The 13892-nt window shown below is 60.0% G+C and carries 23 protein-coding genes; 16 read left to right on the top strand and 7 right to left on the bottom strand.

Annotation, left to right across the window (positions count from 1 at the left end; translation table 11 throughout):
• Nucleotides 1–5: 5 nt before the first annotated feature.
• Nucleotides 6–775, bottom strand: a protein-coding gene (locus tag KBI52_RS05160; protein ID WP_210805847.1) for an IS5 family transposase whose coding sequence is annotated in 2 segments (ribosomal slippage) — nt 6–454 and nt 454–775 — 771 coding nt in all. Because the reading frame shifts where the segments join, the coding sequence is not laid out codon by codon here.
• Nucleotides 776–1311: 536 nt separating this feature from the next.
• On the opposite strand from KBI52_RS05160, the gene KBI52_RS05155 reads away from it, so the two are divergent.
• Nucleotides 1312–2424, top strand: coding sequence for an endonuclease/exonuclease/phosphatase family protein (locus tag KBI52_RS05155; RefSeq protein ID WP_210805845.1), 1113 nt, complete (start codon nt 1312–1314; stop codon nt 2422–2424).
• 56 nt (nt 2425–2480) lie between these two features.
• Here KBI52_RS05155 and KBI52_RS05150 read toward each other — a convergent pair whose 3' ends face one another.
• The 3 genes from KBI52_RS05150 to KBI52_RS05140 form a co-directional block, all read right to left on the bottom strand.
• Entirely contained in the window at nt 2481–3986 is a 1506-nt protein-coding gene (locus KBI52_RS05150) for an argininosuccinate lyase (protein ID WP_210805843.1), read from the bottom strand.
• Nucleotides 3987–4244: 258 nt separating this feature from the next.
• A complete protein-coding gene (gene amrB, locus KBI52_RS05145) occupies nt 4245–5108 on the bottom strand; it encodes an AmmeMemoRadiSam system protein B (protein WP_210805841.1) in 864 nt (287 codons plus the stop codon).
• 289 nt (nt 5109–5397) lie between these two features.
• On the bottom strand, nt 5398–5613 hold the full coding sequence (locus KBI52_RS05140) for a trehalase family glycosidase (RefSeq protein WP_210805839.1): 216 nt from the start codon (nt 5611–5613) through the stop codon (nt 5398–5400).
• Nucleotides 5614–5675: 62 nt separating this feature from the next.
• On the opposite strand from KBI52_RS05140, the gene KBI52_RS05135 reads away from it, so the two are divergent.
• Nucleotides 5676–5885, top strand: coding sequence for a chemotaxis protein CheB (locus tag KBI52_RS05135; protein ID WP_262266225.1), 210 nt, complete (start codon nt 5676–5678; stop codon nt 5883–5885).
• A gap of 70 nt (nt 5886–5955) precedes the next feature.
• Nucleotides 5956–6264 carry an SWIB/MDM2 domain-containing protein gene (locus tag KBI52_RS05130; RefSeq protein WP_210805837.1) on the top strand — a complete coding sequence of 103 codons (309 nt, stop codon included), beginning with the start codon at nt 5956–5958 and terminating at the stop codon, nt 6262–6264.
• Nucleotides 6265–6345: 81 nt separating this feature from the next.
• On the opposite strand, the gene KBI52_RS05125 is transcribed toward KBI52_RS05130, so the two are convergent.
• Both KBI52_RS05125 and KBI52_RS05120 read right to left on the bottom strand, forming a co-directional pair.
• Nucleotides 6346–6627, bottom strand: a complete 282-nt coding sequence (locus KBI52_RS05125; RefSeq protein WP_210805835.1) for a hypothetical protein — start codon at nt 6625–6627, stop codon at nt 6346–6348.
• A 155-nt stretch (nt 6628–6782) separates the two neighbouring features.
• A complete protein-coding gene (locus tag KBI52_RS05120; RefSeq protein WP_210805833.1) occupies nt 6783–7025 on the bottom strand; it encodes a hypothetical protein in 243 nt (80 codons plus the stop codon).
• A gap of 405 nt (nt 7026–7430) precedes the next feature.
• Between KBI52_RS05120 and KBI52_RS32720 the strand changes: the two genes are divergently transcribed.
• The 13 genes from KBI52_RS32720 to KBI52_RS05065 all read left to right on the top strand — a co-directional run bounded on the left by KBI52_RS32720 (nt 7431) and on the right by KBI52_RS05065 (nt 12894).
• Nucleotides 7431–7574 (top strand): hypothetical protein, encoded by a 144-nt coding sequence (locus KBI52_RS32720; RefSeq protein ID WP_247654194.1) that lies wholly within the window; start codon nt 7431–7433, stop codon nt 7572–7574.
• Complete coding sequence (locus KBI52_RS32715; protein WP_371823115.1) at nt 7552–7680, top strand: ParB N-terminal domain-containing protein; 129 nt, start codon at nt 7552–7554, stop codon at nt 7678–7680. Before KBI52_RS32720 ends, KBI52_RS32715 begins: the two co-directional genes overlap by 23 nt.
• 399 nt (nt 7681–8079) lie before the next feature.
• Complete coding sequence (locus KBI52_RS05110; RefSeq protein WP_210805831.1) at nt 8080–8289, top strand: cold-shock protein; 210 nt, start codon at nt 8080–8082, stop codon at nt 8287–8289.
• A 112-nt stretch (nt 8290–8401) separates the two neighbouring features.
• Complete coding sequence (locus tag KBI52_RS32710; protein WP_247654193.1) at nt 8402–8629, top strand: hypothetical protein; 228 nt, start codon at nt 8402–8404, stop codon at nt 8627–8629.
• 344 nt (nt 8630–8973) lie between these two features.
• Complete coding sequence (locus KBI52_RS05105; protein WP_210805829.1) at nt 8974–9183, top strand: cold-shock protein; 210 nt, start codon at nt 8974–8976, stop codon at nt 9181–9183.
• A 152-nt stretch (nt 9184–9335) separates the two neighbouring features.
• On the top strand, nt 9336–9491 hold the full coding sequence (locus tag KBI52_RS05100; protein ID WP_210805827.1) for a hypothetical protein: 156 nt from the start codon (nt 9336–9338) through the stop codon (nt 9489–9491).
• Nucleotides 9492–9536: 45 nt separating this feature from the next.
• Entirely contained in the window at nt 9537–9905 is a 369-nt protein-coding gene (locus tag KBI52_RS05095) for a DUF6481 family protein (protein ID WP_315974907.1), read from the top strand.
• Between the two features lie 70 nt (nt 9906–9975).
• Nucleotides 9976–10170: a hypothetical protein gene (locus KBI52_RS05090; protein ID WP_210805823.1), complete on the top strand. Its 195-nt coding sequence runs from the start codon at nt 9976–9978 to the stop codon at nt 10168–10170.
• Between the two features lie 79 nt (nt 10171–10249).
• A complete protein-coding gene (gene rpsU / locus KBI52_RS05085; protein ID WP_210805822.1) occupies nt 10250–10552 on the top strand; it encodes a 30S ribosomal protein S21 in 303 nt (100 codons plus the stop codon).
• 768 nt (nt 10553–11320) lie between these two features.
• Complete coding sequence (gene infA, locus KBI52_RS05080; RefSeq protein ID WP_210805820.1) at nt 11321–11599, top strand: translation initiation factor IF-1; 279 nt, start codon at nt 11321–11323, stop codon at nt 11597–11599.
• Between the two features lie 46 nt (nt 11600–11645).
• Complete coding sequence (locus tag KBI52_RS05075; protein ID WP_114947744.1) at nt 11646–11909, top strand: hypothetical protein; 264 nt, start codon at nt 11646–11648, stop codon at nt 11907–11909.
• 13 nt (nt 11910–11922) lie between these two features.
• The gene (locus tag KBI52_RS05070; RefSeq protein WP_210805818.1) at nt 11923–12153 is read left to right on the top strand and encodes a hypothetical protein; all 231 of its coding nucleotides are present in this window, start codon (nt 11923–11925) and stop codon (nt 12151–12153) included.
• Between the two features lie 81 nt (nt 12154–12234).
• Nucleotides 12235–12894, top strand: coding sequence for a lysophospholipid acyltransferase family protein (locus tag KBI52_RS05065; RefSeq protein WP_371823114.1), 660 nt, complete (start codon nt 12235–12237; stop codon nt 12892–12894).
• Between the two features lie 82 nt (nt 12895–12976).
• Here KBI52_RS05065 and KBI52_RS05060 read toward each other — a convergent pair whose 3' ends face one another.
• Entirely contained in the window at nt 12977–13726 is a 750-nt protein-coding gene (locus tag KBI52_RS05060) for a hypothetical protein (protein ID WP_210805814.1), read from the bottom strand.
• Nucleotides 13727–13892: the final 166 nt, after the last annotated feature.

Below are 13892 nucleotides of genomic sequence, written 5' to 3'. Positions count from 1 at the left end.
GCCTGTTAGTTCTTGAGCCAGTCGATTGCTGCGGCGAGGCAGAGCACGCCCATGAAGGATGAGGCAGTCTTCTCGTAGCGCGTTGCAACCGCCCGCCACTCTTTCAATCTGGCCCAGAGCCGCTCGACGACATTGCGATTGTTGTAAATCCAGTCCGGACAGGCCACCGGCGCCTCATTGGACCTGGCCGGGATTGCCGGCCTCGCACCGAGGCTCCGGATGTGCTCGCGGAAGCTGTGACTGGAATAGCCGCGATCCGCCACCACCCAAGCAGGCACACCTGGTAAGCTGTCGAGCAGCGGAATGGCGTCAGGCAACTCATGCGCCTGACCGGGGGCAATCCGAAACGCGATCGCGCGCCCGAGAGCGTCGGCGATCACGCAAGCCTTGGTGCCATAGCCACCACGAGAGCGGCCAAGAGCTTCACGATGGTCTCGTTGAGCTTGAGAGCCCCTTTTCGGCGAGCCCCAACCGCCTTCTGATACGCCCGCACGCTGGTGCCGTCCAGAAAAGTCATCCCAAGTTGGATCCCACGCTCCTGCACCAACTGGAGCAGGCGCTCCCAGACACCCAGGCGAGCCCAGCGGATGAAGGTCTGAGCGGCCCGCCACCACGGGCCCAGTTCAACGGGCACCGAGCGCCATTTGGCACCATTCTCATGGCGCCAGAGAATGGCATCTAGTGTTCGACGCAGATCCCGCGGCGGGGTCTTACCCTTGGGACGGCACTGCTCCACCAAAGACTCCAGCATCGCCCATTGTGCGTCCGTCAGCATGGCTCCTCCTCATACAGGACGAGCAAAACGCCTCCAGGTGCAAAGGGTTCTCCAGGTGCAAAGGGTTCAAGTCATAACAGGCCGTAGTGGGTTCGATTGACAGGCTGGGCACTCTAACGGTGCGGGTTAGCAGTTAACGCCACGTTCAGCAGCAAAGTAAGCAGAGGCAGGCCGTTGGTGCATGGAGGTAGGAGGGACCGGGTTGATCTGGTACGCCGTTACAACCCCGTGCCACACCGCTCCATTATGACCATGCCCCAAGTGTGCTCGCCATTCCCGCTTCAGAGCCAAGTATCGGGTTCGAAACTGGGCTGAGGCGACGAGGCGACCTGACAATTCAGTTGAATGAGGCTGCCATTGCAAGACGGGGCTGTGTGAAGATCCGCTTCGTAGGTTTAACCTGCCCTCCCTCCCTTCCCTCCGATGCTGCCGCCCCCGCAATCGGTTGCCAGACATCGTCACGGCATGGAGTTGCCCGCCTCCTCTCAAGTGTCACGCTCCTGTGCCATGCTGTCTCGGATGTGGAGGACAATGCGATGATGTGGCTCGCCCGAACCCTGCTTATTGTGATCGCAACCGCTACTGCGACCGCAGCGGCGGGGCAAGAGTTCCGGACCCTCACGCTGATGTCCTGGAACGTCGAGAACCTCTTCGACACGACCGACGATCCCGCCAACCCCTTCGATGATACCTTCCTGCCCAAGGCGGCGGAGGACGCCCGGCCGGGGCATGCGGCACACTGCCGGCAGTTCAATCCCATTCCGGCCTTTGCCCGGGGGTGCATCGAGATCGACTGGACCGACGACAAGCTCTCGCGCAAGCTCCAGGCCATCGCTGACGTGATCCGGGCGGTTCGGCCGCAGCCTGACGTCATCATCCTGCCGGAGCTCGAGAATCCAGGCATTCTCGCGCGCCTGAACGCCGAGTTCCTCTCGGATCTCGGTTACACGACGGCAATCGAACTCGACACGACCGTCACAGACCTCGACCGCGGCATCGATGTCGGCATCCTCTCACGCCTGCCCTCGGCCTCTCCGCCTACGGCCCACAAAGTGGACCTTGGCAATGACACCGACCAGTGCCGGGCGACGCGGGACATCGTGGACGCCCCGCTCGCTCTGCCGGATGGCCGCACGCTTCACATGTATGCCGTCCACTTCCCGTCCGGCGGCAATCCGATCAAATGCCGGGAGCGTGCCATGCGGACGTTGAACGCGCTTAGCGCGGCCCTGCCCGCCGACGCCATCGCGGTTGCCGGGGGCGACTTCAACTTTCCCTGTAACGAGCCGCAGGGCGACCTGTTCGGGCGGCTCCTGTCCGAGGGCCGCTGGAATGTCCCACCGGAGGTCAGGACCGGCTGCGCCGAGCCCGGGTCCAACAAGTTCCGCAATGCGCGGCCCGGCAACCGCTCCTGGTTCACATGGTCGTTCCTCGACTTCTTCCTGGTCTCCGACAGCCTGTTGACCGAGAGGCCAAGTCCGGTGGGCTGGTTCGCCAATCTGGGGAGTTTCCGGACGACCGTCGTCTCGGCCCAGCAGGTGGAAACAACCGGCCAGGGTTTCGTATCGCCGCGCCGCTACGACTTCGAGGCGGGCAGTGGCATCTCCGACCACTGGCCTGTCCTGATCGAGCTGGTCACGAGACCCTGACGGTCGAATGACTGGAGGCTGTGAGGAGCAAGATCGCCACAGCCTCGCATGGATTGTTAGTTGCTGCTCTTCAGAAACTTCTGGAAGTCGCCGTCGAGCCTCGCCAGAGACGTGTCGATCCTGGACCGCTTCTCCTTGATCCAGCCATCCTGCTGCGCCAGCCTTTGCTTCGCCGTATCCAACATTCTTGTCATTTCATCGGGCTGAGGACCGCCGGCGGTAGCCCGGTTCTTGACAATCGCCACCGGATCAAGCGTCAACCTGAACTCAGCCTCGCTCATCGGCAGATCGCCGGACAAATTCAGATTCTTGACGGCTTCGCGATAAATCCGTTGGGCTTCCGCATAAGGAAACTCGGTCGGCTTGATGTTGTTTGCCTTGGCATAATCCACAACTTCCGATGCGAAATGGTGACCGGCGCGGAACGGAAGCTTGTATTGGCGCATCAGAACGTCGGCGAGTTCCTGAGAAGCTGTCCAGTCGCTGTTCAACTCCTCCAGCGCACGCTCCGGGCTGATGACCAGCGAGTTCAGGATTTTGTCCCATCCCTGCAGCACCTTGATGCCGCTGCTGACCACCGCGGTGTTGGCCTTGACATCTTTCGGATCCGACATGCCGGGAGTGATGTTGTGCATCTGGATTACCGGTCCCATCGCCAGTGTGACGGCCGTGGAGGCATCTTCACGGGTGCTGTTCAGAAGGCCGGGGTTCTTCTTTTGTGGCATAGCGCTGGAAACGTATGTGTTGCCTCCACCCTCCTGAAGCAGGATCCAAGGTCTGGACTGAGCATATTGGGTCATGATGTCTTCGACGAAGTTACCTGCGTGAAGCGAGATGCTTGTCACGATGCCAGCGACCTCGACCGGCAGATCCATCGACGAGATCTGCGCAGCGTCGTAGGCATTCTCCACAATGGCGGAGAAGCCCAGATAATCCGCCATGCGTTCGCGGTTAAGCGGCCAACTTGTCCCATTCAAAACCGTGGTTCCCATTGGGGACCGATCGACTCTGGCGTAGCTCTCGCGGATCCGTTGAGCATCTCGGTCGAGGCCAGCCAGGTGCCCGAGGAGGTAGTGCGCAAAGCTGTTCGGCTGGGCCGCCACACCGTTGGTATAGTTCGGCACGATCGTGTTCACATTTGCTTCGGCAAGGCTGAGCATTGAGGCTGAGGTTTTGTTCAACTGTTCAGCAAGCTTCAGCAGGTTATCCCGTTGGATGGCGGCCCGATATGTCGCATGCATGTCCTGGCTCGACCGGCCTGCATGAAGGAGCGTGACTTCGACACCGGCAGCATCAATCAGCAGCGGTTCGAAGGTGATCACGCTCGAAGGCCGCTTGGCACCCGGTTGATTGCCCGCTGCAATGACCTTCGAAACGCCCTCGGCCAATCGTGGTGCGAGTGACTTGTCCAGAAGGCCTTCCTCGGTATTAATGACGGCGGTGGCCTTGTTGATCTCACCAAGCCAGAAGAATTCGTCCCGCGCTGGCGCCTGTTGAGCCAACCCTGGGGTAGACACCAAACAGGCTAAAAGAGCAAAGGCGGTGTGCTTGGCTGGCAACATCAGTTTCCTCCTGTCTTGACTTCGCTTGATCTGCGGGCGGCGGGACATCCCGTTCCGCCGATAAGTGCCGCAGCCCTTGGCCAGGACAATACCAGGAAGCGCTCAAATCGCTGTAATTCCGAAACAGCTCATGCCAGCTAGAGGCTCCCGCTGGATCTCTGATCCATGCGTCTCCAGCGCTATAGCCGCGCAAAAAGGAGGTTCTTTGTTCGTTCCAGCTTAGCACTCAATCAGACACAGATCCTGCGCTGACCCACTCTAGGGGGTGCTCTGAGCAGCGTCGGTGATCCACGCTCCATATCCAACAACGCGATCCTGTGTCCCGGTGGTGTCGCCGGAGTTCGCCAGCGACAGGCGCTGCTCCCCAAGACCACGACGGGTTAATTCGATGAGGAGACCCGCAACGGCAAGGTAGCCGCAGGCGACACCTGGTCGAAGGCTGGCCCCTTGGCCCCGTTCAATCTGGGCCGCCGTGACGGCATCGAGATGCCGGGCCGTCTCATAATCATGAAAGTGCGACAGGTCCGAGCTGACCACGATCAGCGTCTCCGGGCCGCCCCACAGCCGGTCGAGCGCACCGGCAACTTCCTCCGGAGCGGCGTCACCGGCCAGCAGCGGGACTAACTCGAACGACCTGAGGACTATTTGCAGGAAGGGCAGCTCGACCTCAAGGGCATGCTCAGGCGCGTGCGGAGCATCAGCCCGCACGACGGGCGCGAGATCCGCAAGTGCGGTGGCTGCGTCCCGCACGAGGGGCACGATCCCGAGCGGGGTCTCGAAGGCATCCACGGTCGGCACAGCAAGGCCGCGGAATAGCACGTAATGAGCTGGCCCGATCAGCACCACCCGCTTGATCGTTCCGGCATAGGGCTGCAGCGCGGCGAAGGCGGTGCCCGCAACCGCGCCGGAATAGAGGTATCCGGCATGAGGGACTATGATGGCTTTCGGAGCCGTCACTGGGGCAATCCTTGCTCCAGCCAAAAGCGCCTCGACAGTCGTGCGAAGCTGGTGCGGGCTGCGAGGGTAAACCGGCCCGCCACCGCTGCTGGCCTGACCTGATCCTGGTCTCGTCCGGATGCCATCAGAGGCAGCTCCACAGGCAAGGACCAAGCTCTCCAGCATAAGAGATGGGAGAGCAGGAGGTTTTATGGGCGGCCAATCCGCCGGCAGCAGGCTATACCGCTCGTCGCTGTCCGTTCTAACACGAACCTCGTCCCATCGGGCAGCGGCACAAGCCACCCCATGCTTCCAGATGCCCCAATCAGACCCAGATCTCGCACGACCCTCAAGTCCTGGTGCACCCGCGCCCGCGGCTCTTTCCTTTTAGGGGCGCGGCCCTGTCGCTCGCCTGCGCTGTGATCGTCCAGCTCGCAACAACGCGACTCGTCAGGAAGCTGTACTGGGAGCAGAGCTAGGGTGTGGCCTTCAGGCTTCTGCCGGGCCGGGGCAGGCCCGAGGGCAGATTGTCGTTTGCGGCCCGGCTCACACAGCGCGTGCCCGCCGCTAAACCATTTTCGATCACAAGTAATTTTCGCACCACGCCATTCGTCCAGCCAAAACCGTCCTGGCCCGGATATTCCCCGCCGCTGGCCATGAGCGAAGGGTTCACCACATTGTACTTCTCCATGAGCTTGCCGGTGTTGTGCCGACCCTCTGTTCGTCTCGGCGGCTCAAGTCTACCGTGAGCGTGTGATTGGAATTGTCCTCAGCGGCGGCGATGGGGACGGAGCCGCTGGTTTGCGAGCCATCAAAGAGCATGGCGGTGTGGCTCTCATCCAAAGCCCCGAGGAGGCCGAGGAACCCAGCATGCCCTACACGGCGATGATGACGGATCATCCTGATGCCTGCCTGTCGGCCACGGAAATTGCCGAGAGTGTCGCTGCACTCTGCTCCACTTAGTCTGCCGCCAGAACGAGGATTTTTGCGTAACTTCTTGCTACGCCAGGACTACATTCAGAAGGAGCTTCTGATGCCTAAATCGAAGGCCGACAACTCGGATCAAACGAAGGTGGGCCAAAGCAAGGCCAAGGAGGCGACTTCCGCCTTCCTCAAGCCCTTGCAGCCGTCGCCGGAACTGGCTGCCATTGTGGGCGCGGCTCCGTTACCACGCCCGGAGGTGGTGAGCAAAGTCTGGGAGTACATCAAAAAGCACAAGCTTCAGAACCTGCAGAACAAGCGGGAGATCATGGCGGACGAGAAACTTCAGGCGGTGTTCGGGGGCAAGAACAAGGTCAGCATGTTCGAGATGAACAAGCACCTGGCCCAGCACCTGAAGTGATACGCATGGTCGTAAGAGGTGTGGAAGGATCCGGTGAGTGAGATCGCACTGTAATTCTCGCACAAGCACCTTATGATCACCTCATGGTCGGGTGACGGAGATGCAAAGCCGGCCCAGCTGCGGGCCCGGAGTCTTGCTGGCAAGCTTATAGAGTTGCCCCTTGGCGGCTCTAAAGGCACAACGCCCGTCCGAGCACAGCTTGCCATCGAGCAAGAGCGCGGGCGGAGTGCTGTCGATGTCTTCGCGCCCGTCGACCATCCTCTTCGCGGTCGCCTGGACGTCGGCATCTTCCGGAGCCAAGAACTCAACGGCATAGGGCTTCCGTAGCGCTCCGCATCTCTCTGCACCGATGGCCTCGATCATCTCGGCCGCCAACCCAGACGAAGCGGACACCCCAGCGATAAGTCCAAAAGCGGGAGCGCTTGCTCGCAGATGATGCCGCATCACCTCAGCTCCTCCAAACAACGCCTCTGACGCGCAGCCAGCATGATAGCACTTCCTCACCACCCAAGCCCCAGCTATTCGTCACCGCTGGATAGCTGACACTCACCCTTCATGTGGCGCGCGATCGCTGTCATTGCGTCATCGAGAGACGGGAAGTTGGCCGTCCCCATTCCAGCCAGCCTGGAGTCTTGGGGTGCATCAACAACAAACAGCGATGGCGAGATCGCGGTGATTGTCCCGAGCGGCCGCCCCAGTCGATCACTCAGTATCCAGGTCCCTGCTGATTTGATTGAAGCCAGTGTCACCACCACATCCATGGTAACTTCTCCGCTCGATGCAGAATAATGACATTGGTCTTGCGCCGAGACGCAGGCTGTCAAGCAATGTCCCGACAGAGCCACGCGAGGCTGATGTCACAGGCCCGGCCACGGGAGAACATTGCCTAACTGTCTGGATGCTCCAGCCTCACTGGCAGGAGGAGCACTGGAATTCGCAGGCGGAGTCTGTGCCCATGCAGAGGATAGAAACCGGACGAAGAATCCGATCGACGCTGTAAGTTTGCTCAGGGATGTATCTCCGGTTGGGGAGGTTTAGCGCCGCCATCCCTGCTTATTGCCAATCTGCCTGCTATAGCGAATGCATCGTGATCGGGCGTGTTCCTAGGCAAGCTCCCTGTGCCGGATAAGCTTCGAGAGACCATGACAGGGGCTGGAGCGGCCGCGATGATGAAGAGGCAGACATTGGCAATCGACGACATCTATGTGCCGGTACAGCGGCGGCAAACCCTGGATCCGCAGAAGGTTATAGCCCTGGCAGAGAGTATGATGGAAAAAGGGGCAGGAAGTGCCAATTCCCGTGCGGCCTGACGGCCAACGGTTTGTTCTGGTCGAGGGCCTGCATCGACTGGAAGCCTGCAAGGCTCTCGGAGAGACCACCATCCCGGCTTACTTGGTGCAGGCGCGGAAGCATTGATCGGCGCTGGAGCGGGATCGGAACAGCTCTGTCACGGGCTCTGGACCGAGCCGACAAGGTTGGGGCGGAACGCTCAAACCGAAGCCGCGGCCCTTTGCGACTGGCTCGGCGCTCGGCCCTGAAGAGCTTGAGGGGCGACAGGAGCGGAGGGGGTCGCTCACAGGGAATGGGCTGCATCCTCATCCGATCCTACCCTCCCGCCTAGCATCGCCTGAAGCAGAGCCTTGTAACGGGTATCATGTCACCCTATCGTTCCTGGATCGAGATTGGCCGACGACTGAGCTGCTGCGCTTGACCGTGCACCTGCACGGACGACCTCCCCAAGCATCGATACTCATCAAGCCAAGGCGCTGATGCATCTTGGCCTCACCTGATCATGACCAGGGAAAGGAACTCGTCATGGCAACCGGCACCGTGAAGTGGTACAATGAAACAAAGGGCTATGGCTTCATCCAGCCTGATGCGGGTGGCAAGGACGTCTTCGTTCATGCATCGGCCTTGGAGCGTGCTGGCCTGCGTGGCTTAGCTGAAGGTCAGAAGGTCTCCTATGAGGTCGAGTCGGATCGCCGCACCGGCAAGGAGTCAGCCTCAAACCTGAAGACGGTCTGATCAAGCTCTCTGGTCCCACAGTTTGGAATTGAGGCCGCCTCAAATGAGGCGGCCTCTGCTTTTTGCACGCAACATCGCCTGGTGCGCCGAGCCAAGGAAAGGAACACGAACATTGTCACGCAAGAAGTCAAAGCCCGTTGAGAGCGGTTATGCCCTCTTCGACGTTCTGTATGAGGACGGCTCCCGAAGCTCGAACCGCCGTGTTCCACGCTCTCTTCTGGGTGGGCTCGACGGCGATGAGCCCGCCCGTAGGGCTATCGAGGAGCAGGACAACGCCATTGCCGAGAAAGCCGGCCGGCCCCGTGTCCCGATTAAGAAGATGACGCGTTCACCCACCTAGCGTGAACCTAGCTCCCGCATAGAACTTTCTACCCGTGATCATAGTCGTTTCTGGTGAGGTCGTCATATTTCGAACTCTCATCAGGATTGTTCTTTAGTGAGTTGTGGAAGCAAATCTTGCCAGGCTGACCATTCTGTCACAGTTTCCAAGCGGCCTCTTGTCAAAATCTGATTGGTCCCTATATCTCTATTATTGACTTTGGCCGGACAATCGGGCCGTTTCGCTGTTGGCCCTGCCAGGCGCACGTTCAGACTCTCTCCAAACCATCGACGAACCGAGCTGAGGCCGCACTTCCGTGTGCCTTCGCTCACGTGCATCCGCATCAACCGCGAAAGGTTATCCCCATGATCATGGGCACTGTGAAATTCTACAACGACATGAAGGGCTTCGGCTTCATCCAGCCCGACGACGGCAGCAAGGACGTGTTCGTCCACGCCACCGCGCTCGAGCGTGCCGGCATGCGCAACCTCGTCGAGGGCCAGAAGGTATTCTTCGACACCGCCGAGGATCGCCGCAGCGGCAAGATCGCCGTCAACAACATCCAGAACGCCTGAGGATGATCGGGCGCACATCATAAGCGCCTCTCCGAAGCCGCTCCCGGGTGGGGCGGCTTTTTCTTTGCAACCCTCCATCATTCGATGGTCCAACGAGTCAGGAAACGATGTACACGTTTCGAAAAGCCCCTCCTGCCAAATCGGTCATGTTCATGGTGAACTATGACGATGGTCGCACGGCCTATCTGTGGATCGATGATTCAGCCAAGGCGAACGATACCTGGGCTATTGGCGTGATTGCCCAAGCCCAGCAGGAGCAAGGTTCCCTGCCGGAAGGCACCATCACCAGCATCCGGCGTGTCCGATAGGTGACGCCGGTTAGCCGATGGGACGAATTGAGATCGATGAGTGGAATGAAACAGAAAGATTTTAGCGAACGGCTGAGCGCCGCCAGGGACGCAAAGCAGGCCATGGCCGCCAAGTTTCGTCAGCGGCCCGGCTCTGATGACCCAGCGGTTGCAGAACGCCGTGCCGCCCGTGCCGCCGTGAGTGCCGCGCGGGATGTTCGCCTCGCCGAGCGGGAAGCCCAGCGCCGTGCCGAGAACGCTCAGCGCGCGACCGACGAGGCCCACCTTGCCGCGGAGCGGGAGGCGCTTGCTGCCGAGCAAACCGAGCAGGAGAAACGCGCAGCGGCCGAGAAGGCCGCGAACGAGGTCAGGCTGGAGGCCGAGCGCAAGGCCGCCCGCGATGCCCGGTACGCGGCCCGCAAAGCACGGAAGTAGCGACCCCTTTCAAGTCACATCCTGATGATCGCGTCCGATCCAGTGCGCTCAGGAATGAGGAGATTGACCGATGGCTCACAAGTTCAAAGTCCGGGAACTGGTCCGGCTGAATCAGCCCGGGTTTTCTGACGCCCAGACGACCTCCGCGGGTGTTTACGAAGTCCTGTGGCTGATGCCGGCCGATCAGACGGGCGAGGTTTCGTACCGGATCAAAGCAGGTTCGATCGAAAGAGCCGTCCGCGAGAGCGAAATTTGCAGCACGTAGTGTCTCCTGAGCTTATTGGTTATCCTCCAGTAGGCACATGCTGTGACGGCCCGGGCGCAACGAATAGAGAGGACATCCATTGCAGGTCTTGGTACGCGACAACAATGTCGATCAGGCACTCAGAGTGCTCAAGAAGAAGATGCAGCGCGAAGGGATCTTCCGCGAAATGAAAGCGCGGAAATCTTACGAGAAGCCCTCTGAGCGCAAAACACGCGAGAAGGCGGAAGCAGTGCGGCGCAGCCGCAAACTGGCGCGTAAGCAAGCGATCCGGGAGGGGCTGATCGCTGCTCCCAAACCCAAACCCCGTTTTTCTGGACCGCGTCGACCTATGACGGCTCCCGGCACCGGATCCCCTACTCCGACGGCAGAGTCGAAGGTTTAGCCTGTTCTGAGGTAGAGGCTCGTCTCGAGCTCAGGCTTTGCAAGTGGCGCACGGAGTCTCCTGCGCCACTTGGGATCTCAGTCATCAGAGACGAACCTGAAAGTCAGCCGATCATCTGGATGATGTGGCGGATCTCCTCGCGTGAGAGGCCAGACGGTTGTGGTTTGGCGGCTTCCTTGATCCGCAGGGTGTCTTTCGACGGTTGCGGCTTGTGCTTGGGAAGCTGGGGTTGTGTTGAAGTCAACATGGAATTCCTGTCGCTGATCGGATCATGTTCCGAGCAGCCTTTCGTGTTTGAGATTGTCGAATGCGAAGAAACGACCTGTAAGTCCGTTTGGGCAGACTTGAGATTAGCAATCGATTGGGACGGAAAGCGGGCTCGGCGCTCGATCACAAGCAAGGGAGAGCAGGCCGAACACGTCGGTTGATTGGCTCAAGATGGACGACAACTTGGTCTTTGGCAAGATCAAAACCATCGCAAGGGCGACAATCTCCTTTACGGCAGTGTGCCTTGTATTCGCCGTAAGTCGGCACTAGATAGACCCTTTCGACTTTGGCCGGACATACAGTCCGTTTTGCCCTGGTACCGCGCCGGGCGCACGTTCAGGCACTCTTCCCAAACATCAACCAACCGAATGTGAGTTCGTGCTCTCGCACCCTCCGTTCACGTGTGCTTGCGCCAGCGAACGGCGGCATGACATTCCTGTCCGCCGCCTCGCAAAGCCGACCTTCGGGGACGGCCTTTAGTTTACAGAAAAGGATTATCGAATGGCAAAAGAGGAACTGATCACCTTCGAGGGCGAAGTCGTGGAGATTTTGCCGGATGCCCGCTTTCGGGTGAAGCTTGAGAGCGGACACGAGATCGTCGCCTATACAGCCGGCAAGATGAAGAAGAACCGTATCAAGACGCTCGCCGGCGACCGTGTGACCGTCGAAATGTCGCCTTACGATCTCGACAAGGGCCGGCTGATCTTTCGCCACAAGGATGCTGGAGCTGGCGCTCCCCGTCCGGGAGCTCAACGCCGTCCGCAATTTCGACGCCGCTAAACGGCGTAGATCGGCTGAAACCTTAAAGCTGGACGAAAGGTTTTTGATGCCAGAGAAGACATGGACGTTCGAGGCCGGTGATCGTGTGCCGGAATGGCTCATGCGTCAGACCAACTGCGTGCTGCGGTTCGATCGCGATGCTGTCGTCGTCGAGAGCAACAGCGAGTACCTGATCTACCCAGCCAGTACGATGAGCGCGGACGATACGATCGTTATGGCCGAGATTATAGACGAGCGGCGCGATGCCGAGGTTGAGCAGGTCATGCCAATCGTAGCCCACACGACCCCCCGGTCGATGTCCCTCAATTGAGAAGGAGGCTTTCATGGTCCACAAGTATTCCGTCGGTCAGTTGGTGCATGCCGCGGGCACGCAATTTTCCGACCGCGCCAGCGGCATCTATGAAGTCATTCGTCTGATGCCTGAGAGCAATGGCGAGTTCTGCTACAGAATCAAGAATACGGCGAGCGGGACCGAGCGCGCCGCAGGTGAGTCGCAGATCCGCCCCGCTGATGGGGGATCTGGCGTGCAGGCATCCGCAACCGCGGACTACTGATTCATTCTGGGGGCATCGACCGTGCAGCGTATCCGCTCGATTCTATTCGATCTTCTGCTCGCCGTCTGGACAGGGCTGTTCGTGCCCGTGCTTGCGATCCTTTGGCTGTGTGGTTCCCCGGAGCGCGGCGTCCGGCGGGCATCACGCTTGTGGGCACGCGGCATCCTCGTGGGGTTAAAGTGGTCCGTTGGGCTGACCTACACCGAGCGCGGTCAACACAACATCCCTGACGAACCCTGTCTGATCATCGCCAATCACCAGTCCACCTGGGAGACGCTGGCGTTCCTGGTCCTGTTTCCGGATGTGGCCATTGTCGCCAAGAAGGAACTGCTGACGATCCCAGTCTTCTCATGGTTCCTGCGCAAGTCGCCGATGATCCTGATCGACCGGGAGAGCGGCTCGAAAGCAATCCGAAAGATAGTGGAGGAAAGCCAGGCGGCACTCGCCCAGGGCCGTTCCGTGCTGATCTTCCCGGAGGGGACCCGAAGGCCGTCCTCCGAACCCATCGAGTTCAAGCGTGGGGTAGAGTTCCTCTATGCGAAGCTCGGTCGACCGGTTCTCCCCGTCGCACTGAACTCCGGCCACTTTTGGGGACCCGGCGGCTCGTACAAACGAGCGGGGACAATTTCGGTCACTTATCTCGATCCGATTCCGCCTGGTCTTGCCGCCCGCGAATTCACGCGCCAAGCAGAGCAAGTTCTTGAGGCCGAGAGAAGGTCCTCCTGGCCTCAGGCAGCTTGATTCCGAAATCCGGCAATCACCGTCTCGCCGGCTTCATGATGTCACCAGCCTTGATAATTGGTTGGCCAACCTCACGCTGGCCTTATCGTTCAGTCACCAACCTGACGAAGGGCTCGAGGCTGGCATAAGGCAGCGTAAACTTCTCGCCCCGGAACAGCATCGGCACATCGGACCCGCCTCCAATGCTGGAGGTCAGCTTGCCACGAACCGTGAAGGTCTCGCCGGCGGTCACCTGCCCCCAGGGCTCATCGATGTGATCCATGATGCCAAGCTCGTTCAGCTTCGCGTCCAAGGTCTGGTTCCGAGCATGTTGGGACAACTCGTGGAGACCTCTGTCGAGGTCAGAGCGCATGGCGGCGTATGCCGGGTTGCGAACTTTATAGCGAAGCTCTGCGTCCTGGACGAAGCGCCAGACCGACCCGATCACCATCTGCTGTTGCTTGGTGAGCGGCGTCTTGCCCGGCTTCACCGTTTTCTCCGGTTTCTGGGCCGTTTTTGCGTTAGCGGGAGCCTCCGCAGGCTGAACGTTGGCGATCAATGCCCATTTGCCTGACCACATCACGGCCCGATAGTCGCCACGCGTCAGCCGATCGGTGAACTCCAGGATATCCTGGTCGATGGGACGTTTGCCACCACTGGCCTCTAAGTATCGCAATCGCATCTCGTCCGGCAGGAGCAGGTAGAAGTTGTCGCTCTTCACGTCGACGTCGAAGATATCGGTGACCTTCACGACCTGATCGCGCGTGGCTGGTGCCTCGACGCCGTCGCCGGTCGGGAAGACCATGGTTCCCTTGGAAACGCGGATGTAGCCGCCAACCTGAATCTCCGACATCTGTTCTTCGTCTCTCTGTTATGGGGCTCAGCGGGAGCCGAGAAATCCAAGGGCTAGAAATGGGAACGGCACCCGAAGGTGCCGTTTCTGTTGCTAGGCTGTCCCGAGCCCCGGATGGTTACGCCGCGAGGCGCACTTCACCCATGTCAACGTTGTCGTTGGCATT

This window comes from Microvirga sp. HBU67558 (genome assembly GCF_018069605.1).
GTDB classification, from domain to species: Bacteria; Pseudomonadota; Alphaproteobacteria; order Rhizobiales; family Beijerinckiaceae; genus Microvirga; species Microvirga terrae.
Note: the sequence above shows the minus strand (reverse complement) of the source record. Positions and strands in the feature narration are given on the sequence as shown.

Coding starts and splice junctions, on each gene's coding strand:
- KBI52_RS32720 (WP_247654194.1), top strand. CDS start 7,431: ATGATGAAGAGGCAGACATTGGCAATCGACGACATCTATGTGCCGGTA.
- KBI52_RS05100 (WP_210805827.1), top strand. CDS start 9,336: ATGGTGAACTATGACGATGGTCGCACGGCCTATCTGTGGATCGATGAT.
- KBI52_RS05130 (WP_210805837.1), top strand. CDS start 5,956: ATGCCTAAATCGAAGGCCGACAACTCGGATCAAACGAAGGTGGGCCAA.
- KBI52_RS05110 (WP_210805831.1), top strand. CDS start 8,080: ATGGCAACCGGCACCGTGAAGTGGTACAATGAAACAAAGGGCTATGGC.
- KBI52_RS05060 (WP_210805814.1), bottom strand. CDS start 13,726: ATGTCGGAGATTCAGGTTGGCGGCTACATCCGCGTTTCCAAGGGAACC.
- KBI52_RS05155 (WP_210805845.1), top strand. CDS start 1,312: ATGATGTGGCTCGCCCGAACCCTGCTTATTGTGATCGCAACCGCTACT.
- KBI52_RS05095 (WP_315974907.1), top strand. CDS start 9,537: ATGAAACAGAAAGATTTTAGCGAACGGCTGAGCGCCGCCAGGGACGCA.
- infA (WP_210805820.1), top strand. CDS start 11,321: ATGGCAAAAGAGGAACTGATCACCTTCGAGGGCGAAGTCGTGGAGATT.
- amrB (WP_210805841.1), bottom strand. CDS start 5,108: ATGCTGGAGAGCTTGGTCCTTGCCTGTGGAGCTGCCTCTGATGGCATC.
- KBI52_RS05075 (WP_114947744.1), top strand. CDS start 11,646: ATGCCAGAGAAGACATGGACGTTCGAGGCCGGTGATCGTGTGCCGGAA.
- KBI52_RS05125 (WP_210805835.1), bottom strand. CDS start 6,627: ATGATCGAGGCCATCGGTGCAGAGAGATGCGGAGCGCTACGGAAGCCC.
- KBI52_RS05070 (WP_210805818.1), top strand. CDS start 11,923: ATGGTCCACAAGTATTCCGTCGGTCAGTTGGTGCATGCCGCGGGCACG.
- KBI52_RS05090 (WP_210805823.1), top strand. CDS start 9,976: ATGGCTCACAAGTTCAAAGTCCGGGAACTGGTCCGGCTGAATCAGCCC.
- KBI52_RS05120 (WP_210805833.1), bottom strand. CDS start 7,025: ATGGATGTGGTGGTGACACTGGCTTCAATCAAATCAGCAGGGACCTGG.
- KBI52_RS05150 (WP_210805843.1), bottom strand. CDS start 3,986: ATGTTGCCAGCCAAGCACACCGCCTTTGCTCTTTTAGCCTGTTTGGTG.
- KBI52_RS05140 (WP_210805839.1), bottom strand. CDS start 5,613: ATGGAGAAGTACAATGTGGTGAACCCTTCGCTCATGGCCAGCGGCGGG.
- KBI52_RS05105 (WP_210805829.1), top strand. CDS start 8,974: ATGATCATGGGCACTGTGAAATTCTACAACGACATGAAGGGCTTCGGC.